This is a genomic window from Streptomyces phaeolivaceus (genome assembly GCF_009184865.1).
Classification (GTDB): Bacteria; Actinomycetota; Actinomycetes; order Streptomycetales; family Streptomycetaceae; genus Streptomyces; species Streptomyces phaeolivaceus.
In genome coordinates, this window is record NZ_CP045096.1 from 3,211,463 (window position 1) to 3,238,255 (window position 26,793).

The following is a 26,793-nucleotide window of genomic DNA, read 5'->3' on the forward strand; positions in this document are numbered from 1 at the left end:
CGGGGATGGAGCAGAGCGAAACCTGTGGAGCAGCGGAGCCCGGCGCCTTCTACAGGCAGGCGCGGGCGGTCGGGTCGGCGATCTGGAGGAGGTCGGCGACGTCGGACAGTGGCGTTCCGTCGGCGGTGAAGGAGCCGGTGGTCTGGAAGGATGCTGCGGCGCGCCGCATGGCGGCGAGCGCGGCGCGCGAGAGCTGGTTGGCGTAGATGGCCAGGGCGAATCCGGCCGTGCCGAGATCGTCCGGGGCCAGGTGCGCAAACGCGGTGGGCACGGTCACCAGCGGCACCGCGCCCGTCCAGGCTGCGGCCGTGGCCAGGGCCTGCTGCCCGGTGGGGTCCTTGGAGTGGATGAGCACCGCGTCCGCTCCACAAGCCGCGTACGCTGCGGCCCGCTCCACTGCCTCTGCGACGCTCCCGCCGCAGATCAGGGCCTCGGTCCGCGCGATCAGGGCTACCTGAGTGCCGGCGACGTCGCGCATCGCGGCGAGCTGTTCGGTCACCGTGTCGGTGCGGGCGAGCGCCTGGCTGCGGTGGAGGGCGAAGGAGTTGACCTTGGGGTAGGCGCTGTCCTCCAGGCAGAGGGCGGCGACTCCGGCGCGGGTGAGGTCACCGGCGAACCGGCGAGCGGTGGCCGGGGTGCCGCCGGCGTTGTCGATGTCCACGATCACCGGCAGCGCCGCCGTACGGGTGAGGGCGAGGACGGTGTCGGCCAGGTCGCGCGGTCCCAGCACGTTCTCGTCCGGCAGGCCCAAGGCCGTGGAGACCTCCAGGCCGGACACCCACAGGGCGTCGAAGCCGGTCTCCACGGCGACCTTGGCGGCCACCGCGCTCGCGGCGCCGATCGCCCGCAGCGGGCGGCGGGCGTCCGCCGCGGCGGTGAGCCGCGCAACGAGCGGGGCTATGTCGGCCTTGGTGGGGGCGGTCACGACGCGGCTCCTTCACGGTCGGGCAGCAGGCCGTGCTGGGTCAGGGCCTCCCAGGCGGTGTGCAGGACGGTGGCGCGGTCCTGCGCGGCATTGATCCGGACGACCTTTCCCAAGGCGGGGAACGCGCCAGGCGTGTCGGCCACGGACTGGTAGACCTCCCGGACCCTGGTCTGAACGTCCATCACGTCCCAGTCGGGGCGGGTGGCGTCCCCCGAGCGGTCGGCAGCCCGTTCCATCGCGGTCTCAGGTGTGATGTCCAGGACGAGCGTGAGGTCGGGCACCAGGTGGAGCTGCTCGGTGAGATGGGCGTATGTCTCTTTAGGGGCGCGGTCGTGTTTGACCGCGAAGAAGGCCAGTTCGGACAGCAGCCACCGGTCCGCGATGACCGGGCGGGTCGGCAGACTGGGGGCGATCAGCCGGTCGGCGGTGGCCTGCTTGTCCGCCGCGAGTGCCGCCAGGTAGCGGTCCCGGTTCTCCTCGGTGGGCTGGTACTTGCCCTCCACCAGGTCCAGCGCGACTGCCGCGTTGAGGAAGTTGGTGGTCAGCACGGCGAGTGGCGTGATGCGGTACAGGCCCTCGAAGAGGCGGAACAGGCCCTTGCGGAGGGTCGTCTTGCCGGTGCCGTCCAGGCCCTCGACGACGATGAAGGGGTAGCGGTCCATCGGCTTTACTCCACCTGCCCGGCGCCGGTGCCCCCGGCGTACTTCGTGAACCGGCCACGCCATGGGATCGACGTCGATACCAGGTCGACCAGCCGCAGCTCGCCCAGCTCGTCCAGCAGTTCGGGGAGTCGGCTCTCGATGACGATGCTCTCGGTGATCGCGCGGCAGTAGGCCATGCGTACGGCCTCGTCCGCCGAAGCGGTGCGCAGCTGTTCGGAGAGGATCCGCTGGGCGGTGCCGAGGGCCACGATGCTCGTCGCGCTCTGCAGCGTGTTCAGAGTGATCGCGGTATCGACGGGCTGGAGGGAGGTGTGGTGGACGCCGAGGTGGCGGATGACAGCGAACGCGCCCGTCCACCAGGCCGACGCGGTGCACACGGCGGCCACCGCAGCGCGGACGACCGGATCGGTGACGCCCTCGAGGAGGGTGTCGGCGACCTGGTCGGCGCTTGCGGCCAAGGGGTTCGTCCCGGCGTCGGTCGTTCCGTGTTCGGCCGGCATGTGCAGCCAGTGCTGAAGGCCGGCCTGGTCGATGACGGCCTCGGCCGGCGGTTCGGCGAGCGGGGCGGGGCGCGCGGTCAGCGCGCTCGGCGGGGTCTGCGCGAACAAGGCGATGCTGCTGGGCGGTGCGAGGAGTTGCTCGCGCAGCTGCGGCAGGTGCAGGGCCAGGCGCTGGACCTGCAGTCCGTCAGCGAGCGTCTCCCAGGACGCGCACAGGTTCGGGCCGGGTGGGGAGAGGGCCACACGGGCTCCTTTCTCGGGCGTGAGGACGCCCTTTCTGGATTCGTCAGGACCGGACGCGACACAGTGCCCGCGATCATGGGGCACGGCCGCGTGCAGCCCGGGCAGCTGGAGGCCGAAACCGGGCAAACGACTCTGATTCTAGATCTCGCGGGAGGGTGCCACCGAAGCACGAGAGCGCTCGAACTTCCGTACGTAATAAGGAAGTTGGCTCGATCGGAGCCATCGCGCCAGCGACCGTCATCGACCTTCCTCCCGGCCTGCGGCATGGCCGATCCGGAACCAGACCTGCTTCCCGTACAGCAGGGGCTGGCTCTGAAGCTCGTCGGCCAGGCAGGACAGCAGGAACAGGCCCCGGCCGCCCTCGGCGTCCCCGTCGGGGTCCTTCACGGTCGGCAGCGCGTCCTCGAAGTCGGTGACGCCGACCAGGATGCCGTCCGGCGTCTCCCGCACCAGCAGCTCGCAGTCGCCCGGCGTGTGCTTCAAGACATTCGTCAGCAGCTCGGTGACGCCGAGCTCGGTGACGAACTCCAGCTCGCTCTTGCGCCACATCCGCAGGAGGACCCGCACGATCTCCCGGACGCATTCCATGCTCTCGGGGCCGATTGCGGGCAGCACCATGTGGTGCTGCCGAACTGGGCTGACCGCCATCACAGGCACTGACCCTCCAGGTGGCGCGTGCGTCCACGGCGGAGATGGCGCGGCGTAACCGGGGCGCCACCGTCCGCTGGGTGAGCTTCGATAATGACGGCCAACTACCCTTTCGACAAGCAGTCCTTGAGGAAAGTCATTCCTCTCGGGGACTTGGCATATTCACGAACTGGCCCAGCCGCTAGTCTGGCGTCAAGATTGAGGAGGAGGTGAGGGATGCCGGTCGAGCCGACACCTCGGCGCCGACGCCTGGGTGCTGAACTCCGGCGCATCCGCGAAGCCTTGGGCTGGACGCAGGAGGAGGCGGCGAGCCATCTCGGCTACCGGTCCTTCTCGACGGTCAGCAAGATCGAGAAGGGGGTGCAGGGCCTCAAGATCCAGCAGCTGCCGCACTTTTTCGAGGTATACAGGATCACCGACCCCGAACTGCGCGAGGAACTGCGCGGCCTGGTCCGCCGGGCCGGGGAAGCCGACTGGTGGCAGCGCTACCAAGGCGTCGTCGACGACCCGCTCGGCGACTACCTCTCCCTGGTGGAAACCGCCAGCAACCTGTTCGTCTTCAACCCCGCAGCCATCCACGGACTGCTTCAGACCCCGGAGTACGCCCGCGCCGTGACCGAAGGCAGCCGGGCCTGGAAGACACCCGAGGACATCGACGGCTTCGTGTCCATGCGCCAGGAGCACCAGACGAACATGCTGGAGCGCGACCCGGCGCTGAAGATCTGGGCAGTCCTTCCCGAAGGGCTCCTGCGTCAGGAAGTCGGCGGCCGGCCCGTCATGCGCGCCCAGGTTGAGCATCTGATCGACCTCGCCCGCACGGCCCCCAACATCACCATCCAGGTCCTGCCGCACCGGGCCGGCGCGCACGCCGGGATGGACGGGCCGTTCATGCTCATATCCTTCCCGACCGGGCGGGACTTGGTGTGCATCGAGTCCATGCGGGCCTCGCTCCACCTCAACGAGCCGGAGACGGTCGAGGTGTACCGCACCACCAGCGACCTGCTCAAATCCGACGCTCTCTCCCAGAAAGCGTCGCTGCCACTTCTCACCACCATCGCCAAGGACCTTGCATGAACAAGAACGAACTCGACCCGGCCTGGGTCGAGTCCCAGCTGCGTGACGCCCAGTGGCAGACCAGCAGCTTCAGCAGCGGCGGCACCAACTGCGTCCAGATCGCCTTCCTCGACGACGGCATCGTGGCCCTCCGCGATTCGAAGAATCCCAACAAGCCCGCACATCTGTTCACTGATTCCGAGTACGACATGTTCGTCAGCGGCATCATGCACGGCGAACTCCGCCGCCGCTGACCTTCCCCCACAGCGGGCGCCCACCACACACCAGTACGGCCTGATGAAGGGGGACTCGGCACGATGCACGACGAGGGGCAGGAACTGCGAGCGATCCTCGGCGAGGAGCAGATCGCGCTCCTCAGCAGAGTGAATCAGCTGGCCGGGATGGCCGAGGAGGCGTTCCTGGAAGCGGTGATGGCTGAAGCCAAAGGGCGGGCGGACCCGCTCACCGTGCTCGCCCTGCGCCACCCCGACATGCGCGTGCGCTGGCTGAAGGCCATCAAGTCCGCGATCACCGCCCTCGACCGCCAGTTCGCGCAGAACAAGGACGATCCGGCCGCGAACGAATGGCGCAAACGGGCCAATACCGTGCACAGCTCGCTGCGTCAACGCAAGTACGAAGCCGAAGCCGCCAACCCCCGCAACCGGCACACCGCAGAAACCCCGGAACAGCGGGAACACCGGCTGGAGGAATCCACCGCGGAACGCCGCCGCCGCGGCGAGGTCGGCCAGCTCGCGGTCCAGCGCCTGCGGGAGGCCCACCCGGAAGAGTTCGACGCCTATCTCGCCGAGGAGTACCACAAGGCCGACATCACACTGCCCGACACCCTGGCACGGCGCATCGCCTCCCGGCTCGGACCACGGACATGAGCCCCGAACGGGCCACAGCCCACCGATTACCTCCAGCGCCTGACCACGGCAGCCCGACGACGCGGCCTGTCCCGACAGCCCGTCCGCTCACGAACCCACCCCAGCGTGGATGCACGTATGCCGCCACGCGAGGCCGCCAGCCGGCCCCCGGCACCCGTCACATCCGTCGGGCTGGATCAGCTGGACAGCCTGGCCACCGGCCCGGTGGCCTGCGGGTTTCCGGTCACGTCATACAAGCCGAGGATGCCGTCCATCATCACCACCACGGGGCCTCCGGGGTGCCGGGCGGCAAGACTCCACCAATGGGTGGTGACCAGCAGCACCTTGACGTCACCACCCGGTGGCCACGCCTGACGCACCTGCACAGCCTCCTTGGCCATCAGACCGGCTGCGTGTTCCTCCGCCACCTCACCGAGTTCCTGGAGCATCGCCAAGGCCACAGGGTCACTGGCCGCCGGCAACGCCAGGGCGGCATCCGTCAGGCGGACATCTGGAGGCTCCGGATCGGTGATGCCGTCGTTGTATTCGCTCCACAGGTGCATCTCGCGGTGCTTGTCCCACGGCCACCACTGATACAGCTCTTCGACAACACGCGCCATAGTCTCCCGCCGGAGAGCCAGCAACTCATCGAGAAGGTCGTCATCACCGCGCTGGGCACCGCTCACAGCTCCCAGCGTGACAGCTCCGACCGAGGCTGACTGCCCCGTTCAGCGTCAAATCACCCTGCGGAGATGGGACACGCGCTCGGCAGGACCACAACGCCCGGAGCACAGGGGCCCGCTCTGGACATCCGTGCCGAGGCTTCCGCCAGCCCAACTCGCCATGTACAGACCCGACAGAGGAGTCTCCATGCTGTCCGAGCTATTCGGAGAGTTCCGATACCCGACTGCACCATTATCCCGCCCTGGCGGTGCCCAGGCTGAGCTTCTCGCCGAGGTCAACAAGCATGAGAGCGACCGCAACCTCGACCTCGTCCTCGCCGAGTTCCGAAACTACCAGCAGGGCATCCTCCCAGCGGGCCCCGGAGCCCGCAGCCTCACCGAGTTCTTCGCGCGCATCGACGCCAAACTCGACGCGACCGCCGTGAAAGCGCCGAAGACCCAACGCAGCGACCGCGACGTGCTCAACCTGCTGACCAAACGCGCCAAGGTCCTCCACCTCGGGCCCGCGAACTACTGCTGGTTCACCGACCCGTCCCGGGCACTCTGCCTCAAGCTGGCCGGCACCCCGACGGCAGACCGTCCGCTCGTCGGGATGTGTGAGTCCGCCCGCTGCCCGCAGCCCACCCATCACCCCTGTCACCGCCCCGTCTGGGCCCAGCACGCAGAACGCACCGAGACCTTCCTCGGCCAGCTCGGCACCACACGCAAAACCGAACGCACCCGGCTCCAGGCCGACTACGACCGGGCTCTCCGTGTCGTCGCCGAGATCGACGCCGGCAGCGCCACCATGGACGAGGAATCCGCATGAGAATCTCCGCAGCCCAGCGGACCGAGAACGAGAACCGCATCCGAGCCGCTATGGACCGGCTCCTCCGAGGCGAGATCCCGCCCGGCGGAAAGTGCGACATCAAGACCCTCGCCAACGAAGCCGCCGTCGACCGCACCGCGTTCTACGGCACCCGCCCCTACGCTCACCTCCGCGTCGAGTTCGAACGACGGGTCCAGGCGCTCAGCAGGCCGGCGAGATCCCCGACCCCCGCGAAGCCCAGATCACCCGCCTCAAGGCGGAGAATGCCACGCTCAGGGAGCGACTGGCCAAGTCGGAACAGATGATCGACGAGCTCGCGGATTTCCGCACCCAGGCCCTGGCCCGGCTCGCCGCACAGCACGAGGAGATCGTTCGGCTCCGTGATGCCGCCGCCGGGGCCAGCCGGGTCAGCCGCCTTCCCGCACCACGAACCACCATGATCGGGATGTGCAGTTGAAGCACGATCTCCGCGGGTCAGGCAGGCTCGGGGAGGTGACCGAGGTGCTCGATGACGCGCTCGCGCAGAAGGAGATACTCCTCCCAGCGCCGAGGAAGAGGCCCAGGTGGACGTTTGACGACCCGGGCTGCGGTGACGGTCTGGCCATCCCGGAACTGCTCGTGCGTCAGGTCGAGGTCCACACCGCTGGGCAACCGATTCCACCAGTGAAATCCGTGCTGTTCCCCGCCGCAGTGGACCTCCCCGACCATGAGGTCGCCACCGAAGATGTCATTCACTATCAAAGCGGTGATGTCACAGTGACCCCACGCCGGGTTGCCGGGCTGCCAGCCGGCGCGGGCGAGGTCGTCCGGGGAACAGGTGTCAGCGGCCCAACTGGCCCGCAGAGCCTTGTCGATGACCAGCAGGTTCCAAGGGATCATGCCGACAGCATCGCAGTCGCCACTGACATCGGCGGATCGCCGGGGAGACGCCTCTTCAGCTGCCGGCCCGGACTCGGACTGCAGGTATCGGCGCAGAGCTTTCCGTCCTCCCGGAACGAAGAGCCGTTGATCGACGACCTCGCACAATTCGGCCTCTGTCAGCCAGCCCTGCCAGGCGATCTCGCCCAGGTCCGGGATCAGGGGTTCAGTCACGACAGCCTCATGCACCCCAAACCACACGGGGCTGATCCCCTCCCGGCAAAGGAACTTGAACATGAAGCGCACGGGCACACGAACGCCCAGCTCTTCGGACAGTTCCCGGGCCGCGGCTTCCTCATACGACTCACCCACGTTCACGGCGCCACCGACCATCACGTCGTAGTAGCCAGGGAACCGGGAATGCGTCTCGGACCGTCGCAGCACCAAGATCCGCCCTGCCCGATCACGGCAGATCGTCGTCGCAATGCGATGCGGCCAGTGCTGACGCTCCGCTTCGCCTCGTTCGACGACTCCCAACACGCGGTCCTGCTCATCTACATGCTCCACCAATTCGCTCACGGAGGCACGATCTCAGTCCCCACTGACAGCGAGGCCCCAGGAACACGAAAGAGTGTGACCTGCATCACGGGAGGTCCTGCGGAATACAACACAGCCGACCATCTGCGTCGCGAAAACCGCCTCTGCGATCGGACCTGCTCAATCGCCACACGGTGATATGCAGCCAGCGATCTTCCACGCACGTGATCGGAAATCCGCGCAGGACAGCTCGTCCTCGGCTGTAGGTCCGCAATTGGAATGTCCCGTTCCGATGTCACCACCTGCGTGTTCCTGCGCTGTCTCGTTCATTTGGCCCGGCATTCCGTCTCGCGATCTTGTCCTTTTCGCTGCCCGGTACGGCGCCTGAGGGGCCGCGGGTCTCCGGGGAGTCAGAGAGCTGTACCGAGGGGGACCCGCGTCACCCGTTCCCAGGTGATCGTCTTGGCCTGTGGGTCCGCGGTGACGTCGACAAGGTGCACCGCGTTGACTTCCATCGGGGCATGGCTCGGTCGGACTCGCCGGAGGAGGCGTTGCGCGGCGTCGGAGTCCGCCTCGGCGTAGGCGTAGGCCGTGGTCAGATGCTGAATCCCGAATTCGTACTGGCAGGCGTCATCGCCGAGCGTGGCGCGAGTGCTGTCGCGGGCCGCGGCGTGCAGGGCTGAGAGCTGGTGATCGGGATGGGTGTCGGCGATGGCGCCGCTGCCGTAACTGAGTACGGAGCCGATCATGATGGTGAACGGCGCGATGGTGGCTAGGCGGTGGCTGACCTCGGCGACGAGTTTGTCGCGCTCGGTCTGGCCGATCAGGTGGGCGGGTCTGCTGATCTGGTCGATCGTGATGTGCAGCCAGCGATGTTCGACTGGGGTGACGGGGAACCCGGCGTCCAGGAGGGTCTGGTTCGAGTCCGTGACCAACTGGGCGAGGGCATCATGACGCGGGTCGTCCCAGTCCACCTCGACGTACCAGTGGAGCAAGGTCCCTGTGTCCCAAGACGCCTTGCCCTGCTTGAAGTTGAAGGCTCGCATAGATCGGAAACGTAGTCGCTGATGCCTCCAGGCGGTGTCGGTTGCGGCAGGTTGCCCGGAAATACCGGTTGCCTCGTGTTCAGGCGCTGAGAGCTTCGGCGAGTCGTGCGCGGGGCCGGCCGGTGAGGGCGTCACGCAGCGCCTCGGCCCGGGTCTGCACCAGCCCGGTCCGGTAGCCCGTCGGGAGCTTGTTCCACGTGGCGGTTGCCATGTCCGCCGCAGTCTGGGGGGCCTTGTCGATGCGAAGGCATTGCGCGTGGTCAAGGGCCAGGAGGGCGCGGGTCATGACGGAGGGCGAGTCGGTGAGGGCAAGGGCGGCTTCCTGCTCGGCGCGGGCCGAAATGGTGTCGCCGAGCAGCGTGTACGCCTGGGAGAGGTGGACACTGTGCTTCTGAGCCGGGTATCCGAACCAGTTGTCCGCCAGAGCGATGTTGTCCAGCTGCTCGATCATGTCCTGGGTCTGTTCGACGGCTTTGCGTGCGCCGTTTCGGTCGCCGAGGCCAGCGAGGGCCCTTGCGTTCACGGCGGAGGCCAGTGCGGCTGCCGCGCTGGGCGTGGTGCCAGCTACGCGTTGGGCACGTGCGGCGCGGCGTGCGGCCGAGGACGGTGCGCCGTAGTTCAGGCCGACCATGGCGTGGCGGGCCAGGACCCAAGCGAGCATGTGGCGGTCGCCGGATTCCTGGGCGGCGCGGGCCGCTGTGGTGAACCAGCTCTCGGCTCCCTGCTGTGCGCCGATGTCGTGCTGGATGATCGCGACCAGGCCGGTGATCCCGGCAGCGGTCCGCACTAACGTGGCTCGGTCCCGGGCGGTGTGCGGGCGGTCCAGGACCTGGCCGAGCAGCTTGAGGTCGTCTTGCATCTGCCCAAGGACCCGTTGCGGGTCGCGTCCACGGTAGCCGCCGGTGTTCCGCTCGAAGACCGACTCCAGGTAGGCGATGTCGGCGGCGTTGCTGGACCCCGAGAGAGCAGCGTCGATGCCCTCGTGTGCCTCAGCGAGTCCTGCCAGTGCTCCTGTGCCGGCCACGGCGAGTGTCCCGGTGATGAATACGCGTCGTTTCACGGGCGGTACCTCCTGGCCGTCTTGCCTCGTCGCCATCTTCTGTTGCAGCCGGTACGCCTTCGAGATGGCCCTGGTGCGGACGATCTCCGAGACGGGGATGCCGAGCACCTCTTCAATACTGCTGTGGTATCGCTTGGTTGGGAGCCGGATTTCGAGTTCCCATCGCTTGAGGTTGTCCGGGTCGAAGTCTTCGCCGAGTACCTCGGCGATGCGCAGAACGACCTCTTCTCGGGTCAGATTCGCCTGCTCACGGCTGCTGCGCAGCAGGTTCCCTATCCCGTCCGGTGCCATCATCCGCCTGCTCCCAAACGTCGTCGACGCGCGCGGGTGGGCCTTCGACCGGCCCCGGGGTGCCAGGAAATTGGCACCGCTTGTGGCACTGAGCGACTCTGTCGGGAATCTTGAGGATGGGCAGTTAACGATCGTGACGTTGCGTCAGGCTCGTTGGAACGTTCCGCCCTCGTTCCCCAGGAGCCCGATGTGTCCCTCCAGCCTCACTCCGGAGCCGAGATCCCGCCGCTGACCGCCCGGGTTGCCCGCGCGGCCAACCCCAAAGGCACCACCGCGATGTGGATCCGCGACCGCCTCGACGGCCTCTGGAGCGACGAGGACTTCACCGCCTGGTACCCGCGTGACGGCCGACCTGGGCTCTCACCCGCCCAACTCGCCACCGTCTGCGTGCTGCAGTACGCGATGAACCTCTCCGACCGCCAGGCCGCCGAGGCAGTGCGCTGCCGAATCGACTTCAAGTACGCCCTCGGCCTGGACCTGGACGATCCCGGCTTCCACCACAGCGTCCTGTCCGACTTCCGCGACCGGCTCGCCGAAGGCGACCGCGCCGACCGGCTACTGGGCCTCGCACTCACCCGGATCCGACGGGCCGGCCTGCTCAAAGGGCGGGTCACGCAGCGCACCGACTCCACCCACGTCCTGTCCGCCGCACGGGAGCTGACCCGCCTGGAGCTGGCGTGCGAGGCGGTCCGCGCCGTGCTGGAAGAGGCGGCCCGCGACGCGCCAGAGGTGCTGGACGAGCTGGTCACCGCCGAATGGGCCCAACGCTACGGCCGGCCGGTTCGCCTGTGCTCCCAGCCCAGCCACCCCGTCGCCCGCCTGGAGCAGGTGGGCAACGACGCCCGCGAACTGCTGTACCGTCTCGACGCCCGGTTCCCCGGCGGCGCTCCGGCGCAGGCGAACGTGCTCCGAACGATCCTGGTGCAGCACTTCTTGGTGGATGCCAAGGGGCGGTTCAGGCCGCGCACGAAACGCGACGGCCAGCCGCCCTCCCGAGTCCGAATCGAATCCCCGTACGAGACCGAGGCCCGCTGCACCATGCGCGGTGACACACGCTGGACCGGCTACCTCGTGCACCTGACCGAGACCTGCGACGACAAGCGGGTCAACATCATCACCGACGTGGCCACGGCCGTCTCCAGCGCGGACAGCCAGGCGCTGCCCGGCATCCACGCCCGCCTCAGGCGACGGCGTCTACTGCCGAATCGGCACTTGGTCGACGGCGGCTACACCTCCGTGGCCGGCATGGACGAAGCCGCCCGCCTGCACCGCGTCACCCTGATCGGGCCGCTTCCGCCCAGCACCACCCCGCAGCACCGGGCAGGGGACGGCTTCGGCCGGGAGAACTTCATCATCGACTTCGACCAGCGCGAGGTGACCTGCCCCAACGGGCAGGTCAGCGGCAACTGGCAGGACCTGCCGACAGTCGAGCCGACCAAGGTCACAGTCCGGTTCGACGCCCGCCAGTGCGGCCGCTGCCCCGAGCGGGCCAAGTGCACTCCGGGCCGGTTTCGCAGCCTGTACTTCCCGACACGGCGCCTGTACGAACTCCAGGTCAAGAACCGGGCCGATCAGCAGGATGCGGACTGGCGCCGGCTCTACAGGCGGCGCTCGGGGGCCGAGGGCACCATCGAGGAGTTCGCGGACGGCCACCGCGGACGCCGGTGCCGCTACCGCGGCCTGGCCAAGACGCACGTCCAGCACGTCCTGACCGCACTCGCGATCAACATCGAGCGGCTGAGCCTTCAAGAACCCGCCGACAGCTCGTACCGGCCCCGCCCTCCCACAGCATTCCAGCAGTACCTCGACGCACGCGACTTACCCCGGCCGCTGTGGTGGCGCCAAGGGAAGTGACGCCCGTCCTCAAGATCCCCGACAGAGTCGCTCACTGGGGACTTACCACGTACGGGAGTTGACTAAGCGTCATGAGGGCTGCCCAGTCGGCCCCTGGCGACTCCTCGACGGGAAGAGGTCTCCTCGTGATGCAGAACACCGAAGCCCCGGCCCAGCAGAGTCCGCGGCGTGCGGCATGGAATCGGATCGGCACCATCGTCATCCCCGACGTCCTGTCGGCGGACAGGTTCACCGCGATCAAGTCGGAGGCCGCCGAGCGCCTGGACAAAGCGACGCCGCACGTGCACGACCACACGGCCGCGCACCGCGACGGGTCCTTCGCGACGCCGGTGCACTGCGCGTTCATCGAGCCCGGACCGGCCCTGGAGACTCTGGCGTACGACAAGGAGCTGCTGTCGGCGGTACGCGAGCACACCGGGATCCCGCGTCTGGTGCCCCGCGGCGGCGCGGTCGTCCTTTACCGGGAGGGGGACTTCCAGGGCCTGCACCTGGACTCCATCAAGTCGACGGTCACCGTGGCGTTCGCGCTCACCGAGGACCTGCCGGCGATGGGGTGGGCGCCGCACCTGTACAACGCGAGCGGCGAGGTGCTGGGCAAGGTGGTCGCCGATCACGGGATGTTCCCCGAGGGAGGCGAGTTCACCACGCTCCGGCACCCGTATGGCGGGGAGACCGCGTCCACCGGCGTCACCGTCGCCGTGGTGATCGCCGACTCCGACGGACGCGCCGACCGGCGGGGCGCCACCGTCATCAGCATCGGCGCCGCGGGCATCACGCCACTGCGCGTCACCGAGCACGCCGAGGCCGGCCAGAAAACCAAGCGGCAGGAGGAGACCCTGACCGACCTGGTGGCAGCGGCAGCCGGCCTGATCCTCGGACAGCGCGGACGCGGCGCCCCCGTCGCCGTGGTGCGGGGCATCGCCTACGAGCGCGGCGACGAAGGCGTTGCCGCCGTGCTCCACCACGCGCCGTGACACGGCTGGCCCTGCTGGGTGCCCCGGTCGACGGCGCGCTGTCGCCCGTTCTGCACCGGGCGGCCTACGCAGCGATGAGGCTGCCCTGGACCTACCACGCGATCGAATGCCAGCCTCAGGACCTGCCACGCTTCCTGGGCACACTCGACGACAGCTGGCGCGGCTTCTCGCTGACCATGCCCCTCAAACAGACCGCCGTCCCGCTCCTGGACGAGGTGTCCGAAGCAGTCGAGCGGCTCGGTGTGGCGAACACCATCGTCGTGACGCCGAACGGCAGCCTCGCCGGAGAGAACACCGACCTGTACGGCATGGTGCAGGCACTGCGCGAGGCGGGCGTGACAACCGCCGCTGGCGTCACCGTCCTTGGCGCTGGTGCAACGGCCCGCACGGCTCTCGCCGCCGCGCGCGAACTGGGCTGCGACCAGGCAGTCGTGATCGCCCGCGACACCAACCGGGCCAGTTCCCTCCTCAAGGCAACGGCCGAACGACTCGCCATCACAGCCACCGTCGAGCCATGGACAGCCGCCAGTCACCACCTGGCCACCGACCTCGTCATCTCCGCCTTGCCACCTCACGCCGCGGACGTTCTCGCACCGCAGTGGACACGCGGCACGGGCACCCTCATGGACGTCGTCTACCGTCCATGGCCCACCCGTTTCGCGCACGCCGCCCAGAAAGCCGGGAGGCGCATAGTGGGCGGGCTGCCGATGCTCCTCCACCAAGCCGCCCGACAAGTTTCCCTCCAGACCGGGCGCTCCCCTGCTCCGGTCACCGAGATGCTGCTGGCCGGTCAGTACGAGATCCGCACGGCTGGGCGAGTCTGACCAAGCCCGCCAAAGTGATAGCCGCAGATCAAACTCCGGAGAGAGCAGACAAGTCTGCGGCGCTGCGTGAACTCTGTGCTCTGCTCGCGGGAGCGATCCAGGCGCCGACGCCGAGAACACCCTGCCCGGACACCACCGCGCACGCCCTCACACCAGATCGCCCGCCAGTCTGCCATCCTGCGTGCGGCCCTCGAACACGGCGACCTGCTCGGCACCGCGCAAGGGCCCTGACGCCCCGGTACGCCGTAGTCCTGTGTCCCTGGGGAGCGACCGAGCCGGACGCCCACGCTTCGTGCGGACTACTCTCGTCCCTGTGCGGCCCCCCGTCCGCACCTGCCGTCCCACCGGAGGCGTCCGACACGCGCATGGCCGCCCGGACGGGAACGTCGTGGGGCCACAGTCCGGTCGGCGGTCGCTTTCACTCCCCAGCCTTATCCGGAAGCCGGTAAGCGGGAGGGGACTTGACGTGCGCGAGCGTACAACTGGCGCACACCGAAGGGATGGTAGAACAGTGACCGCCGCCGAGCCGAACCCGGCCCAGCAACTGCCCCGCTCACGCTGGGAGTACTGCCTGGCCTGGGCCGATCTACTCATGGCCAGACACATCGAGCGCCCTCGCACCGACGGCACTCAACCCACGGAAGCCGAGATTGCGGCCTTCCACGGGGACGACCGCCCGCTGATCGTGGTCCTCATCGCCGCGGCCCTGCACGAACGCATGGACCACTTCGCGCTGCCCGACGAGGAACTGCATCTGGTGCCCCTCGGCGCACCGGGCGAGGAAGGCGTCACCGGTACCCTGCGCCGCCACCCCTACCACGCCCTGGAGAACACCTCCGTCCCCGCCGGCCCCGGCCAGGCGGAAGTACACCGGCTGCTGAACGCCGCCCGCTCGGACCACCCCGATGAACGAGGGCTGTGGGACCGCATCCGCTGTGCCGCGCGCGAGATCGTCATCGACGTCGCCACCTTCGCCGGCAGCCCTCACCAGGGGCGCTGCCATCCCCTCGCCCAGGACTCCGGCACCTACTGGGAACGCGGCGTGATGATGGCCGACGTCCTCCTCGGCGAGCAGCACCGACACCAAGCAGCGCGCCTGGCCGCCGTGTTCGGCGAAGAGGACTGAGCCCCGCAAGACGCGGTGAACGGGGCAAGGTGACGACGGCTTCTGGGCTCGAAGTCCCTTCCCAGCCAGACCACCAATCGCATACGCCCTGAGCGTCGCTATCGTCAACAACCGTGGACGACAGAACGACGGTACTCCGCGACGACCAACGCCTGACATTCGGCAGGTGCGGGCAACAGGCGTATGCCGGAACACTGACCGACGGCCATATGGTCACGCAGGTGTTCCGGCACCGGCGGAGCGAGGCAACGGCCGGACACGAGGTCGAGCCGGTCTGGGGCGAGATCCTCCACCAGTGCGACTTCTGCGATCCGGACATCCAGGCCATTTAGTTCTACCAGGTCCTCCCCGTGGAAACCCGGGTCGGTCTGATCGCAGGACTCCGGCCAGGAGAAGTGTCCACCACCAGGGGCCTCAACGACACGCCCTGGTACGCGTGCGCGCATTGCGCGGACCTGATCGAGGCCAAGCAGTGGCGAGAGCTGCAGAAGCGGTCGTTGTCCCTGTACGAAACGCGAACGGGGCTCAGACCCTCGACAGGATTGCGGATCCACACCCACGAGACGCACCAGCAGTTCGTGCAGATGACGACCGGGCACCGACTGCCCCCTGGACAAGGCACGGTGATCGCGCTGTCCCTGCGGTGCTCCGTGACCAGCTTCAGATCCTGGCTGAGCGTGCCGAGCGTCGGGTAGTCAACGCTCCTGTGAGGAAGCGCCGTTCGGCTCCCCGGTGGCTGGTTCCGGCAACCGTGCGTCCCGGGGGACGACGACGACTTCGCTGCCGTCGAACAGACGCCAGTCAAGAGGTATCCCGGCGGCTTTCCGCGCCCGCCGGTACGTCAGGGCCCAGCCCATGTCCCGCTGGGTCTTCCCGTCTGGTCCGATCCGGGTACGCCACCACAGCCAGCCGACCCAGGACTCCCGCTCCTTGAGGAGAGGTGCCGCGAAGGCATAGGCGCTGGTCGTCATCTGCGCCAGCGCGCCGGTGAGCTGCTGCATCTCCCCCAGCGACACCAGATCTTGCCGGATCGAGACCCGGGCCGCGCGTACAGCTCCGCGTACGACGGCCGCGACGAACAAGGCGACGATGACCCCGAACAGGGCCCAGAGCACGATCACCGCGAAGCCCGTATGGATGCGCGTCGCCCTCGGTATCGATGTGGGAGAAGACGGGGGCGCAGTCGCCCGTGCTCGGCGGGTGCCTCGGCATCGGTGTCGGTCGGGTTCACGGGAGTCTCCGCCTCCTTCTACTTGCCCTTCCGTTTCCGCTTCGGCGTTCGTTTGGGCTGTGTCCGCTTGCCGACCGTGCGTACTGAGGGCTTCGTCCTCTGTGTGGCAGCGGCGGCCTGCAGGACGGTGAGGAGCCTGGTCTTGAGCTCCTTGGCCTGGTTGGGACTGGTGGCATCCGCGGGGGTCTCAAGTAGGTGGGTCTTGAGGACGGCCAGCATGTCCCACTCCCAGGGGCCGCGCTCGCGGGGGCCGGGGATGAGGTGAGCGTAGTCCTCGTCGTACAGATCGGCCAGCAGTGCGAGGGCGTCCTCGTCGCTGACCTGGTCTACCCGCTCGCGTTCGGGGGCGCCGGTCGCGGTGCTCTCCGCGTTGCGGACCTGCTGCAGCAGCATCAGCCGGATGTTCTCCAGCGTCGCCATGCGTCCGCCTGCCCCGCCGCACAGCCATGCGCCCGCCGCCGCGGCGATGACGAAGTCCACGGGGCCGGCGTCCTCGCCACCGGAGATGTCCATCGGCTCCGACCCGGCTGGGAAGGCCGCCATCTTCGCCAGAGCGTCTTCGCGGTACTGGGCGGGCGCGAGCCGCTTGATCAGGTCGCACGCGCCTTCCACCAAGACCTCGTTGGGCAGGGGGCTTCGCTCCTCGATGGCGGTGAGAGCGTCGTTGACGATCCGCAGCGCCTCCCGGATGGCGAACTGGTAGCGCGGCAAGGGCATCGGGGTCCGGCCCGGATCGTCGTCCCAGGTGCCGATCCGCTCCACGAGGGCGGCGAAGGTGTCTGGCTGCTCGTCGATCAGCGCGATGATGCTCCGCAGCGCCATGCCGCTCATACGCCCGATCCGCTCCACCATCGGACGCGGAAGCTGCTCCATCAGATCGTTCACAACTCGTACCCTCCAAGGCCGTGTTGGCCAACGCTATCAGCGGGGCGTGGCAAGACCCTGGCCTGAGCCGCGCTCGTGGTCAGAGCGTGGAGCGCGCGTTACGGGGCTTCGAGCAGCTGGTGCCATCTGTCTTCCGTGAGCGCGGCCTTGAGCTCCCGGACGAGCTGTCCCCGGGACCTGGGAGTTACGTCCCTGTGGAGCTGGGTCGTTCCGGGGGCGCAGAGCGACGTGGCCCCCGCGACAAGAGCGGCGACCTGTTCCGGGTGGCGCCGGCCCAGTTCCTCACGCGCGTCGTGTCCCGCTGCATACCAGCCAGGGCTCGTGGAGTTCTTCGGCGCGCTAAAGCTCTTGAAAGGTCATGCCCCGGATGTCGCTGATCTTCATGTACTGGGCATCGCGTGAGTCTCTCCCCGGTCTTGGTCAGGATGGCCGGCCGGGGGTTGCATCCCGCCGTTGAGCGCTCTCCGCCGAATGGGGCGGCCGGTCCTGGTTGGCTTCTGTGGTCAGCGGTTTTCGGGATGGAGGTTGCCGAACGGGGGCGGGGATGTGGGTGCGATCGCGCTGGTGACGGCGCCGATGGTGGCATAGTCGCAGAGAGGGTGCGCGAGGAGGTCGGCGACGCGGCAGATGACCGTGGGCGGCTTGCCGTCCCCGCTGTTGGTGGGGGTATGCCTGATCTGGTCGAATTCCTCGTCGGTGAGTTTGACAGCGGCCAGCACGCGTGTGGCGGCCAGGAGGGAAGAGTCGTTGCGCTCGCGGAAGGGGCGGACACGCTCGGATTCGACGCTGAGGCCGAGCATCCGCTGCATGATCGGCGCAGTCATCGCTGCGGTGCCTCCCGGCGCCCACTGGTCGAGGGTGGCGGTGGGCAGGTGCAGGAACTTGGTCTTCTCCAGCCCGTAGTTCGTTGCGCCGGAGAGACTGTTGTCGCCTTCGACCAGGACGACTTCGCTGTCCGTCCAGCGAGGGCTGCTGCGGTACGCGACGATGCTGACCACCCTGGCGCGGGTGACGAGTAGTTCGGTGGTGATGTGGTGATCGGGGTGCCGGATCCGGGCGCTCATCGCCCACCAGGTGACGGAAGGCTCGGCGGTGTCGTCGTGCTGGACCCATTGGATGTCTGCGGCCTCCAGGGTCATGCGTGCATCGCGCAGTGCCCGGTGCCAGTCGACGAAGCCGCTGGTACGGGCCACCACCAGGGGGACCTGGCGGAAGCCGCCCTTGCGTTCGATCCCTCCGCGGATGCGGTCCAGGACGGTGGCGGCGGCTTCGGCCGGCGCGGCGGCCACCGGGATGCTGTTGCGGCGGGCCCATGAGCGCAGACCTGAGGAGTCCTTGGTACACGTGAGCAGGAGGGTGAGCCGGAAGGGGACGTCGCGCGCGTCTGTGGCCCGGTTCGGGAGGAGCCTGGGCGGGAGGGGGCCGGTGGACGGCACCCGGGCGATGATCTCGTCGGCGCAGGCAAACGCCTGGTCCATCCACTCGTCGTGCTCCTCGCTCATCGGCTTTCTGCCTGCAGGCTCGGGAACGAGGACGACAAGACGCTGGTAGCTCTTCCAGCCCTCACGCAGCGCGTCGATCGCCTCCTGCTGCCAGACCTGCTCCCCGTCCGTATCGCTCAGCAGGACACAGGCGGCCCACTCGGTGGGCAGCGGCTCGCCGGCTTGGACGACCACGAACTTCGGGTCCCACTCGGGCAGCATCACCAGCTCGCCGGGGGCCATGTCGGCCGCCTCGTAGGTATCGCTGAACTCGACCTGGAAGGAGAGGGGGACCGGCCCGATCGCACGCTGTTCGTGGTCCATCGGCCACGCGACTGAGTTGACCCGGCCGGATCGCCCGGTGTGGACGCCTGCCGTGGCTTCCACGGTGGACGACAGGAGAATGCCGCCCGCTGACTCCAGCAGCGTGCGGTCCAGGTGCACGCGAAGTCCCTGGGCGGCGTGTTCGAAGTGGCTGTCCGGGGTGGCGCGTTCGATGCCGCGGACGTCGTCGGCCGCCTCGGACGGCACGACGTCTTCGAGCATTTCGTGCCGCGTGAGGTTGGCCACCGACCACGCATGCCGGATGGCGGAGACGGCCTTGGGCGTCGTCACGGCTTCAGCGGAGTGTCCGGGTCCGCCCAGGAACTGGACTATGTCCTGCTGCAAGGAGACCAGGTCGTCGAGCCGGTATCGGACCTCGTACGGGGAAACGCTGTCCACCTCGCGGTCGGCCTGCAGGGCGATGAGGTAGTAGATGAGAGCGACGGCCCTCTCCTTCTCATAGCCGTAGATCTTGAGTTCGCGAACCTTCGCGTGTGCGGCCGACCAGCGTCGTGCCACCGTGTCCTCGGTCATGAACGCATCGTAGGCGGCTCCTCACCCGCGTGCTCAAATAGTCTGCTGACACGAAGGCGTTGATGCGTGCCTGCTGCTGGCCCTGGCCGGGGTGCCGGCCCGGCCATCTCTAGTGACAGCGCTCCCTTGCCGGATACCGGCTGCGCCGGGTGGACGGCTGCTGTGACGGGCAGGCTGGAACACGGCGGCCGGGACTCCGAGGCCGCCGCGAACGGTTGGACGGAAGCTTCTGCAGCACGCAGCACCGCTGACTGGCGGCCGGACGGGGAAGGTACTTGCCCGAGTCGGGGCACGCCGCGAGGTGGTCCGGCGTCAGATCACGGCGGCGTCTCCGGGCCAGGGAAACCCGCTCCAGCGGCCTGAGCCGCCCCTGGGGCCTGCTCTTCCGCTGGCACCCGTAGCCCGGACTCGGCCAGGCCACTGGCCAACCAACGTTCCGCCGGCTCGGGGGCCATGAGAGTCCAGGCGAAGTCCCACAGGGCCGCCTCCGGCTTCGCCACGTGGTCGGTCTAGGCAGCCAACAATGCCGCGTCTGCCGACCGAGTCGAATGACCGCCCTGACCGTCATGAGCCTGACCGACTTGCCGAGGTCTGGGGCAATGATCACTGAGAGGCGGAGACAGGTTCCTCGGGTTCCAGGTCCTTGGCCCGAATGATCACGTGCTCGCCGTGCGAGCCCGGGGCCTCGATTCTGATTTCACCGTCCCTGATGGGCATCACAGCACGCCGCGCCACGCCTTGCCCCGGCGGGATGGTGAAGACCACCTCGTAGCCGGTTGGAGGCCCTGCCATGACGGTGCGGTTCTCGTCGTCCATCAGCCAGGCCGGAGCGACGACCTCACCGGTTCGTCCCTCGTCCTCGCCGCCGATTACCTGTACCCGCGTGCGTGGTGTCAAGCCTGCCGGCCGCTCAGTTGCGAGCGCCGCCTGCACAGCCGAACCGGCCCAGTGCGTCACCACATCCACCGCAGGAAGCGGCGAACCACGGCCGATGCCGCGCGGCATCCCGTCGCTGTTGGCCAGCGAGGGCTCCCTCGGCCACGAGCGGATCAGCCAAGCCCACTCGGCGCGTGTCACGTCTGCGGCCAACTGCAAACCGTCGCCGAGTTCGTACACCATCGTGGGCCCCTGGGCGAGGTGCCACAGCGCGCTTCCGGTGTCCACTTCCTCAACGGGGCGTTTCTGCCGCGTGGCCAGGACCAAGAGGGTCACCGCGAGCACGCCGCGAATCGCACGCCCATCCCACGAGTCCGCCGGATGATGTCCGAGAGCCGCGATCTCGTCGGCGCGTTGAACCGCCTGTGCCCAGACCACGAGACGTTCCTCCGTCATGCTGCGAGCCTCCATGCGGTCTCGAACGAGTAACCCCTGTCGGCGACTTCTGAGACCCCCAGACCGGGGGCCGGTGGACGAGGGGTCATGGGCTGGCTCCTGCTGGACAGGTCGGCGCGGGCCTAGAAGATGAACTCCGCGAACTTACCTGCTCGCTCTGCGAGCTCAAGTCGAGCGCGGCCTCCCAGTGCTTCGGCGGGCACAGGATACCCAGGAGGGGCCGTGCGCCGCCGTGCCACAGGCCGGGATCCAGCGGCTCCCCCCAGTCCACCGTGCCCGCCCGGCCTCACACCGCACGGGCACGGCTGAGCCCCGGACATTGCGGCAGACGCGGAGCTGTAGGTCTCAAGGAAGCAAGGCCCACCTGCGTAAAGCCCGTGCCCCAGAACCGTGCCTCTCCACATGAGGACCGTCTTGCGAAGGCTCGCCGAACAGTTGATTCATCCGGGCGTGCCGACAGACACGGCGATTTCCGGGAACGCGAACAGCGAGGTGTGCCCAGACCTCCAAGCCTTGGTCGGACGTCGACCGCAACAGAGGCGTACCCGCATCGAGAGGGACGCCGACAGTCTCCTCGTACGAAACCGATCAGCGCGGTACGGGTCGGCAAAAGGCGCGAAAGACGTGCACCAAGGCGTGAGTCGCCTTGGTTCCGAAGTGGGTTCCCACTAGCGTGGCCATCAGCTCTCTTTTTGTATGAGGGCATACCGAAGCCCCCTTCTGGTACTACAGCCGTGACTCGTGATCTCGTCTGTCGCGGGTGGTGTAGTGGCAGCGTTGTGCGCGGGTCTGGTGGGTGCGGCGCCAGCGTGACTGCTTGATCACGGTTGCCGGCGGTGGGGGTGCGGTGGCCCAGAGGAGCCGGTTGAGCAGGCGGCGGATCTCTTCGGCGGTGTAGCGGATCAGCTTTTCAACAGCCCTCGGTGTTCCCCCTTTTCGGAGGTCCTGGCCGGATCGGTCGGCGTGGGCAGGTCGGCAGTGCTGTCGGGTTCTGGGAGGTGGCGGGTGCGGGTGTCGGTGATGGTCAGGAAGGCGAGGGCGGCCATGGACAGGGTGATGTGGCGGTGCCAGGCGTCCCAGGTGCGGACTTCGTAGTGGTCCAGGCCGCAGTCGGACTTCGCGGTCTCGAAGCAGTCCTCGATACTCCAGCGCAGGCCCATCACGCGCACGATCTCGCCGATCGGGGTGCCGGCCCTGGCGTGGACGGCGAAGTAGGCGATCCGGGTGGGGTCGGTGACCGAGCGCCGCACCAGCAGGAGATGGACGTAGCCGCGGCGGGGGCCGCCCTCGGCGCCGCCGGGCCAGGTGACCTCGGCCAGTGCCCAGTCGTAGGAGCGCGGCCCCTTGGCGCCGGCTCCGCACGAGCGGCGCTCGAACAGGAGCGGGACGGCGGCGGCGAACGCATCCACGCGCAGGTTTCCGGTGCCGCGGGTGTGCACGGTCTCGTCGACCGGGACGGCCATGACGTAGGGGATGCGGCGGCGTTCGAGGGCGGCACGGAGCTTGCGGTCCTGGCCGTAGGCACTGTCGGCGGCCACCCATCCGAACGGGACCCTGGCCCGGCGGCACCGTTCGACCATGCGCCGCCCCAGTTCGGGCTTGGTGACCACGGCCTTCGCGCGGGGGCGGGGGATGCGCTGGAGCTGGCAGCGACCGGCGTCCTCGCACCATGCGGCCGGCAGGTACAGCTCGCGGTCGATCAACGCCCTGCCGGTGTCGGTGGCGTAGGCACAGAACACCGCGACCTGGCAGTTCTCGATCTGCCCGGTGATCCCGGCGTACTGCGGGGCCACCCCGGCCGACATCCGGCCCTTCTTCAAGAACGCTGTCTCGTCCAGCACCAGCACCCCGTCCGGGCGGGCCAGGAACTGCACGACGAACAACCGCAGAGCGTCGCGGAGTTGATCCGCGCACCAGGTCGAACGCGCCAGGAACCACTGCACCCGGTCCGGCGTCGCGTGCCCGACATGCTCAGCGATCTGCCAGCCGTTTTTCCGCTCGACCGGCGCGATCAACGCCTTCACATACGACATCGCCATCCGGCGCGGCTCGACCCGCCCGAAGACCCCCGCCAAAGAGGCGAAGAAGTCATCGAACCAGCCCGCCCAGACCAGCACCGCCCGTTCCGTATCCACGAACCGGACAACGCGTCACACACGGACCGGACACGGGAACGAGTCACGGCTGTAGTACTGGGACTCAGTCCCTACGTGGTGGGTGGACGGGGAGGCCCTGGCGGTGAAGACGGCTAACTCTGTACCGCCAGGGCCCCACTTTCGGGGGTGCTTCTCAGAAGGTGCTGTCTTTCCGGACGTGATCCACGCGTTTCCGCTGGTCGGGGATAGGTGTGATGGTTCCGTGAGAGTGGTCGCGGTGTCGGGTCGTCGTTCCCCGGGAGGTCGCGGATGCCGTCGGTTGTTGGACTGCTGGAACAGCACGAGCTCGCCGCTCGGCGTCGAGTCGACGGGCCGTGTGAGGAGGCCGGCCGCATCCAGGCCGAGCTGGCTGCGGCCGAGCAGGAATGACAGGAGAGGGCAATCGCCCGCCGGCGGGTCGATACGGTGCCAGCTCCGGACGACGGCGCCACCGCCGAGCCGGAGGCCACCCCGGATCCGCGGGATGCTCAGATTCCCCTGAGTCATCGCCTCTCATGCAAGCCGCGCCGTTTTCGCATTTCGCGGCAGCGTCTCTCCATGCCCAGCGACGCCCTGGCCCGCCAGAAGGGTGCTGGGTGAGCGCGGACCCTATGCGGGGATGATGACCATCATACGGCAGGAAGGCAACTCCATCGGTGTCAGCGCGATGAGTCGAATGGCGAACTCCCTGCCACCTTGCCGCGGCAAATATAGGCGGCGGGGTTGACCTGATACGGGGTGGGTGATGGCGGGAAGACTGGGCGAGTCCCATAGCCTGCGAGCCTCGGGATTCGCACGGACAATTTCAATGACGGCACTTAGGCGTTCGTCGTGGCGCCACTGTTCGGCATGGACGCGAAGCTGAGCAATCATGGGTAACGCCCACTCGTCCTGCCAGTTAATGAGCTGGGCGCGGGCCTCCGGCCAGGTGAGAGCCCACTCCATGACATTGAGGCCGTACTTCATCCAGGGGAAGTACTCCAACGTCATGGGGTTATAGGACAGAATATCCCAGCGGTGATCGCTGAGATAGACGGCCCACGTGGCACTCTGCTCGACGAGGGTACGGATGGGATCGGGCAGCGATCCATCGGGGAGGACGACCGGCGCCGCCGCGGGGGAATGCCCACGCGTGAGGCGGTAGACGATATCCCACTCTTCTGCGTTGAGATCGAGGATACGGCGGACGGAATACAGGAAGGCGTCGCTGTAGTTGGCGGGCCTGCCGGCCTCCAGCGCGTTGTACCAGCGGCGGCTGACGCCGGCCAGATGCGCCGTCTCGGCTTGAGTGACGCCAAGACGGGATCGGCACCCGAAAACGGCCTCGAAGCCCGCGATGTCCGAGGGATTTCGTCGCGCCCGCGCCCGCTTCAGGGTGCGGGTGACGAGCGGGGACTGCACTCCACGTTCACCCATAACGATCACATAACGACACGGCTGGGACTCAAGTCACAGAACCATTTCATTCAACATTCCATCAAAGATCGAACCTCACCCCATCGCGACGCCCAGCCAAGGGAGTTGACCCGAATCAATCCGTCCGTGATTTCGAACGTGAAGGTCCAGTCCGGGCGGTGGGAACTGCCAGTTCTCATTTTGAGGATTCCCTGAGGTGCCGGGAACCTGCGACGTCGCCTTACGGCCCTAAGGTCACTGGCACTCCTGCTGGATCGATTTCCTGCAGCGCGTTCCTCATTGGCTTCACTGTAAAGGATCTTCATGTCCCGCTCCATTACGACCAGCGGAGGCGCGTGCGAAATCGGCCCCGCCCCAGCGCACAACCCCACCAAGCTTGAGCACAAGGTTGACCGGACCCCCCGGAGGTACAGGCCGAAGCGGCGGCGGCCACGAGCGCTCGGGTCAACGCCACGGGGGGGAGCTTCGGATGTGTGCGCGGCGTTGCGCCACAGCACCGGCACTGGGCTCGGCCCGTCTCACCGCCGTTCTCTCCGCAGCTGACAGGGCCGACGAACCTACGGCTGGATAGAGGAAGCGTGATGTGGTGGTCTCCAGGGCGAGGCGGCTGGCGCTGGTACCCAGGCTGCCGGGCGGGTAAGGAAACGTCTGAGGCAAGGGTCAGTCGGCGGACCGTACGCGAGGAATGCCGGACGTTGCTGGCGCAGATGCCGTTGCCCCGGCCGTTCAGCCTGGAGCGGCTGATCGCCGCAGTCGAGGCTGAACGCGGTCGGCGGATCAAGCTGGTGCCTATCCCTGACTACCTGCTGGCTCAAACCGACGTTTGCGGACTTTGCCTGCAGTTGAAAAATGCACCAGTCGATTTGATTTTCTTCGTGGACGGCACCACTGCATTTCACCGGTTGCGGATCATCCTCCACGAGTTGGCTCATCTGTGGTGCGACGACGATGTAGAGGCCGGCCCCGAGGAACTGGCCGGGCTGATCCCTGATTTTCCGTCCGATGCTCTGCGCGGACTGACAAGCGCAGGCCGGGTCATGGCCCGCCACCGTTACGACTCCCATGCCGAATTGCGTGCCGAGATGCTGACCGATCTTCTGCTCCAGGAAGCCTACGCAACCGACTATTCCGATGACGCCACCCTCCGGCACCTTGACGAGGACTTTTCCCTACCCCGCTTCGCCCCCCGCCCCCGCGCTCCTTGGAAGAACCATGTCCGTCGCTGATGCGATCGTCTCGCTGATCATCGCGCTCCTGCTCCTGCAGGCCGTCATCCGTATCCCCGCCGCTCTGCTGGGACGGCGCCGCGCACGCTCTCTGTGGGGCGCGTTCGCCGCATTCTCCTTGTCCTGGTGCCTGCGCACCGATGCCGGTCGCGCCGTGATCGACGTGCTCGGGGTCAACGACCTGCCCACTCTGCTCAAGCACGTTCTGGGGATCACAGGCATATGCGTGCTGCTGACTTACGTCACGGACGTCTACAGCAGCGAGGACGCCACCGCCCTCCATATCCGCATCACTTCGGTGGTGCGACGCGCAGCGGCCCGCACTTCGCTCGCCACGATTCTGTGCCTCGCCGGCGTCTTCTTCTTCGCTCTGGACCGGTCGAAGACGGCCGCGGACAGCCCGTACTTCATGGGCCGGCACGCCGGCGAGCCGGGCCTGGCCGTGTACATGGGCCTTTTCTACCTCTATACCGCCGCAGCCGCCGCGGTTTGCGGATACCAGTGGGGCAGGGCCGCACGGCACGCCCACCGGTGGGCCTTGCGGATCGGGCTGGCATTGATGGCTTCGGGTATGGCGCTGGTGGCCGTCTACGCCGTTGTGCGCATCTCCTATGTCGTCGTGACCACCATCCGCCCCGTATCCCTCGCGACCTCCATCGAGCAGGAGAACTTCACCGATGGCCTGCTGTACGCAGGATTCCTGTTGTGGGCACTTGGCTCGATCACTCCCGCGACCCGGGCTCTCATCGGCCGGATCCAGAGCACGAAGGACGTGTTCGGCCTGTATCCGTTGTGGCGTGATCTCGCCGTCGCCTTGGACGGGATCGCTCTGTACGCGCCCAGCAACATGTTGGACGGACACCGAGCTGCCGCATTCTTCAACACGGCCCGGGACGTCATTTCCCAGTTCGTCACCCCGCAGGTCCGGCTCGGCCGCTACGTGACCGAAATTCGGGACAGCATCCAGCAACTGCGGCGGCGCGCCCCGGCTGACCTCTTCGTGCGGGCCCGGCAGCTTGCCGAATCCCAAGGCCACACCGGAGCAGACGCCGATGCCGTTGCCGAGGCGTACTGGATCAAAGCGGCCTTGACCACCTTGAACCACCCGGCCGGGGCACCGACCGCCTTCGAAACAGAAGGGTCCGACTTCGCCACCGAGGTCTCCTGGCTGCTGCGTGTCGCCGACGCCTACCGTCGGGCCAGCCCAGATACGGCCACCAAGCTTCTCGTACCCACCACCACGCCAGCCTCCCACCTCACCAGGAACTGAG

The 26,793-nt window shown here is 67.9% G+C and carries 27 protein-coding genes; 13 read left to right on the top strand and 14 right to left on the bottom strand.

Translation table 11 applies throughout. The features are described from left to right. Positions 1-49: 49 nt before the first annotated feature. From F9278_RS14895 to F9278_RS14910, 4 genes are all read right to left on the bottom strand, one after another. Complete coding sequence (locus F9278_RS14895) at positions 50-925, bottom strand: isocitrate lyase/phosphoenolpyruvate mutase family protein (RefSeq protein WP_226966744.1); 876 nt, start codon at positions 923-925, stop codon at positions 50-52. Further along, complete coding sequence (locus F9278_RS14900; protein ID WP_152168771.1) at positions 922-1,587, bottom strand: dTMP kinase; 666 nt, start codon at positions 1,585-1,587, stop codon at positions 922-924. Before F9278_RS14900 ends, F9278_RS14895 begins: the two co-directional genes overlap by 4 nt. 5 nt (positions 1,588-1,592) lie before the next feature. Beyond that, positions 1,593-2,330 carry a hypothetical protein gene (locus F9278_RS47055; protein WP_226966745.1) on the bottom strand — a complete coding sequence of 246 codons (738 nt, stop codon included), beginning with the start codon at positions 2,328-2,330 and terminating at the stop codon, positions 1,593-1,595. 237 nt (positions 2,331-2,567) lie between these two features. Next, a complete protein-coding gene (locus tag F9278_RS14910) occupies positions 2,568-2,948 on the bottom strand; it encodes an ATP-binding protein (RefSeq protein WP_193241489.1) in 381 nt (126 codons plus the stop codon). Positions 2,949-3,194: 246 nt separating this feature from the next. Between F9278_RS14910 and F9278_RS14915 the strand changes: the two genes are divergently transcribed. The 3 genes from F9278_RS14915 to F9278_RS14925 all read left to right on the top strand — a co-directional run bounded on the left by F9278_RS14915 (position 3,195) and on the right by F9278_RS14925 (position 4,918). Further along, a complete protein-coding gene (locus tag F9278_RS14915; protein ID WP_152168773.1) occupies positions 3,195-4,052 on the top strand; it encodes a helix-turn-helix domain-containing protein in 858 nt (285 codons plus the stop codon). Then, positions 4,049-4,285 (top strand): DUF397 domain-containing protein, encoded by a 237-nt coding sequence (locus F9278_RS14920; RefSeq protein ID WP_152168774.1) that lies wholly within the window; start codon positions 4,049-4,051, stop codon positions 4,283-4,285. Before F9278_RS14915 ends, F9278_RS14920 begins: the two co-directional genes overlap by 4 nt. A 63-nt stretch (positions 4,286-4,348) precedes the next feature. Next, positions 4,349-4,918: a hypothetical protein gene (locus F9278_RS14925; RefSeq protein WP_152168775.1), complete on the top strand. Its 570-nt coding sequence runs from the start codon at positions 4,349-4,351 to the stop codon at positions 4,916-4,918. Positions 4,919-5,094: 176 nt separating this feature from the next. Here F9278_RS14925 and F9278_RS14930 read toward each other — a convergent pair whose 3' ends face one another. After that, positions 5,095-5,583 carry a hypothetical protein gene (locus F9278_RS14930; RefSeq protein WP_152168776.1) on the bottom strand — a complete coding sequence of 163 codons (489 nt, stop codon included), beginning with the start codon at positions 5,581-5,583 and terminating at the stop codon, positions 5,095-5,097. 184 nt (positions 5,584-5,767) lie between these two features. Here F9278_RS14930 and F9278_RS14935 point away from each other — a divergent pair, with 184 nt between their 5' ends. Further along, positions 5,768-6,388: a hypothetical protein gene (locus F9278_RS14935; protein ID WP_226966746.1), complete on the top strand. Its 621-nt coding sequence runs from the start codon at positions 5,768-5,770 to the stop codon at positions 6,386-6,388. Positions 6,389-6,689: 301 nt separating this feature from the next. Beyond that, positions 6,690-6,845, top strand: a complete 156-nt coding sequence (locus F9278_RS48465; RefSeq protein ID WP_319023108.1) for a hypothetical protein — start codon at positions 6,690-6,692, stop codon at positions 6,843-6,845. Positions 6,846-6,862: 17 nt separating this feature from the next. Here F9278_RS48465 and F9278_RS49025 read toward each other — a convergent pair whose 3' ends face one another. The 3 genes from F9278_RS49025 to F9278_RS14960 all read right to left on the bottom strand — a co-directional run bounded on the left by F9278_RS49025 (position 6,863) and on the right by F9278_RS14960 (position 10,183). Next, on the bottom strand, positions 6,863-7,825 hold the full coding sequence (locus F9278_RS49025) for an NUDIX hydrolase (RefSeq protein WP_450372089.1): 963 nt from the start codon (positions 7,823-7,825) through the stop codon (positions 6,863-6,865). A 368-nt stretch (positions 7,826-8,193) separates the two neighbouring features. Beyond that, a complete protein-coding gene (locus F9278_RS14955) occupies positions 8,194-8,829 on the bottom strand; it encodes a 2'-5' RNA ligase family protein (RefSeq protein ID WP_152168777.1) in 636 nt (211 codons plus the stop codon). Between the two features lie 79 nt (positions 8,830-8,908). Beyond that, the gene (locus F9278_RS14960) at positions 8,909-10,183 is read right to left on the bottom strand and encodes a helix-turn-helix domain-containing protein (RefSeq protein WP_226966747.1); all 1,275 of its coding nucleotides are present in this window, start codon (positions 10,181-10,183) and stop codon (positions 8,909-8,911) included. A gap of 186 nt (positions 10,184-10,369) precedes the next feature. Between F9278_RS14960 and F9278_RS14965 the strand changes: the two genes are divergently transcribed. From F9278_RS14965 to F9278_RS14995, 6 genes are all read left to right on the top strand, one after another. After that, on the top strand, positions 10,370-12,034 hold the full coding sequence (locus F9278_RS14965) for an IS1182 family transposase (protein WP_193241490.1): 1,665 nt from the start codon (positions 10,370-10,372) through the stop codon (positions 12,032-12,034). A gap of 128 nt (positions 12,035-12,162) precedes the next feature. After that, on the top strand, positions 12,163-13,008 hold the full coding sequence (locus tag F9278_RS47060; RefSeq protein ID WP_226966748.1) for a coenzyme F420-0:L-glutamate ligase: 846 nt from the start codon (positions 12,163-12,165) through the stop codon (positions 13,006-13,008). Continuing rightward, the gene (locus F9278_RS14980) at positions 13,005-13,832 is read left to right on the top strand and encodes a shikimate dehydrogenase (protein WP_152168779.1); all 828 of its coding nucleotides are present in this window, start codon (positions 13,005-13,007) and stop codon (positions 13,830-13,832) included. Before F9278_RS47060 ends, F9278_RS14980 begins: the two co-directional genes overlap by 4 nt. Positions 13,833-14,343: 511 nt before the next feature. Further along, positions 14,344-14,958 carry a hypothetical protein gene (locus F9278_RS14985; RefSeq protein WP_152168780.1) on the top strand — a complete coding sequence of 205 codons (615 nt, stop codon included), beginning with the start codon at positions 14,344-14,346 and terminating at the stop codon, positions 14,956-14,958. A gap of 113 nt (positions 14,959-15,071) precedes the next feature. Next, positions 15,072-15,290, top strand: a complete 219-nt coding sequence (locus F9278_RS14990; RefSeq protein ID WP_152168781.1) for a hypothetical protein — start codon at positions 15,072-15,074, stop codon at positions 15,288-15,290. A gap of 63 nt (positions 15,291-15,353) precedes the next feature. After that, complete coding sequence (locus tag F9278_RS14995; RefSeq protein ID WP_152168782.1) at positions 15,354-15,653, top strand: hypothetical protein; 300 nt, start codon at positions 15,354-15,356, stop codon at positions 15,651-15,653. Here F9278_RS14995 and F9278_RS15000 read toward each other — a convergent pair whose 3' ends face one another. From F9278_RS15000 to F9278_RS15025, 6 genes are all read right to left on the bottom strand, one after another. Next, complete coding sequence (locus F9278_RS15000; protein WP_152168783.1) at positions 15,654-16,079, bottom strand: hypothetical protein; 426 nt, start codon at positions 16,077-16,079, stop codon at positions 15,654-15,656. 128 nt (positions 16,080-16,207) lie between these two features. Next, on the bottom strand, positions 16,208-17,074 hold the full coding sequence (locus tag F9278_RS15005) for a hypothetical protein (protein ID WP_152168784.1): 867 nt from the start codon (positions 17,072-17,074) through the stop codon (positions 16,208-16,210). A gap of 503 nt (positions 17,075-17,577) precedes the next feature. Continuing rightward, on the bottom strand, positions 17,578-19,413 hold the full coding sequence (locus F9278_RS15010) for a hypothetical protein (protein WP_152168785.1): 1,836 nt from the start codon (positions 19,411-19,413) through the stop codon (positions 17,578-17,580). A 603-nt stretch (positions 19,414-20,016) separates the two neighbouring features. Next, positions 20,017-20,745, bottom strand: a complete 729-nt coding sequence (locus F9278_RS15015; RefSeq protein WP_152168786.1) for a hypothetical protein — start codon at positions 20,743-20,745, stop codon at positions 20,017-20,019. Between the two features lie 902 nt (positions 20,746-21,647). Next, the gene (locus tag F9278_RS15020; RefSeq protein WP_450372093.1) at positions 21,648-22,880 is read right to left on the bottom strand and encodes an IS701 family transposase; all 1,233 of its coding nucleotides are present in this window, start codon (positions 22,878-22,880) and stop codon (positions 21,648-21,650) included. A gap of 609 nt (positions 22,881-23,489) precedes the next feature. After that, complete coding sequence (locus tag F9278_RS15025; RefSeq protein WP_152168787.1) at positions 23,490-24,281, bottom strand: MmyB family transcriptional regulator; 792 nt, start codon at positions 24,279-24,281, stop codon at positions 23,490-23,492. A 710-nt stretch (positions 24,282-24,991) separates the two neighbouring features. Between F9278_RS15025 and F9278_RS15030 the strand changes: the two genes are divergently transcribed. Both F9278_RS15030 and F9278_RS15035 read left to right on the top strand, forming a co-directional pair. Next, the gene (locus F9278_RS15030) at positions 24,992-25,522 is read left to right on the top strand and encodes a hypothetical protein (protein ID WP_152168788.1); all 531 of its coding nucleotides are present in this window, start codon (positions 24,992-24,994) and stop codon (positions 25,520-25,522) included. Continuing rightward, positions 25,509-26,792, top strand: coding sequence for an MAB_1171c family putative transporter (locus tag F9278_RS15035; RefSeq protein ID WP_152168789.1), 1,284 nt, complete (start codon positions 25,509-25,511; stop codon positions 26,790-26,792). Before F9278_RS15030 ends, F9278_RS15035 begins: the two co-directional genes overlap by 14 nt. The last annotated feature ends 1 nt before the right edge of the window (position 26,793 follow it).

Coding starts and splice junctions, on each gene's coding strand:
- F9278_RS14955 (WP_152168777.1), bottom strand. CDS start 8,829: ATGCGAGCCTTCAACTTCAAGCAGGGCAAGGCGTCTTGGGACACAGGG.
- F9278_RS14920 (WP_152168774.1), top strand. CDS start 4,049: ATGAACAAGAACGAACTCGACCCGGCCTGGGTCGAGTCCCAGCTGCGT.
- F9278_RS48465 (WP_319023108.1), top strand. CDS start 6,690: ATGATCGACGAGCTCGCGGATTTCCGCACCCAGGCCCTGGCCCGGCTC.
- F9278_RS47060 (WP_226966748.1), top strand. CDS start 12,163: ATGCAGAACACCGAAGCCCCGGCCCAGCAGAGTCCGCGGCGTGCGGCA.
- F9278_RS14960 (WP_226966747.1), bottom strand. CDS start 10,183: ATGATGGCACCGGACGGGATAGGGAACCTGCTGCGCAGCAGCCGTGAG.
- F9278_RS15010 (WP_152168785.1), bottom strand. CDS start 19,413: ATGACCGAGGACACGGTGGCACGACGCTGGTCGGCCGCACACGCGAAG.
- F9278_RS14915 (WP_152168773.1), top strand. CDS start 3,195: ATGCCGGTCGAGCCGACACCTCGGCGCCGACGCCTGGGTGCTGAACTC.
- F9278_RS14925 (WP_152168775.1), top strand. CDS start 4,349: ATGCACGACGAGGGGCAGGAACTGCGAGCGATCCTCGGCGAGGAGCAG.
- F9278_RS15015 (WP_152168786.1), bottom strand. CDS start 20,745: ATGACGGAGGAACGTCTCGTGGTCTGGGCACAGGCGGTTCAACGCGCC.
- F9278_RS15035 (WP_152168789.1), top strand. CDS start 25,509: ATGTCCGTCGCTGATGCGATCGTCTCGCTGATCATCGCGCTCCTGCTC.
- F9278_RS14910 (WP_193241489.1), bottom strand. CDS start 2,948: ATGGTGCTGCCCGCAATCGGCCCCGAGAGCATGGAATGCGTCCGGGAG.
- F9278_RS14935 (WP_226966746.1), top strand. CDS start 5,768: ATGCTGTCCGAGCTATTCGGAGAGTTCCGATACCCGACTGCACCATTA.
- F9278_RS14900 (WP_152168771.1), bottom strand. CDS start 1,587: ATGGACCGCTACCCCTTCATCGTCGTCGAGGGCCTGGACGGCACCGGC.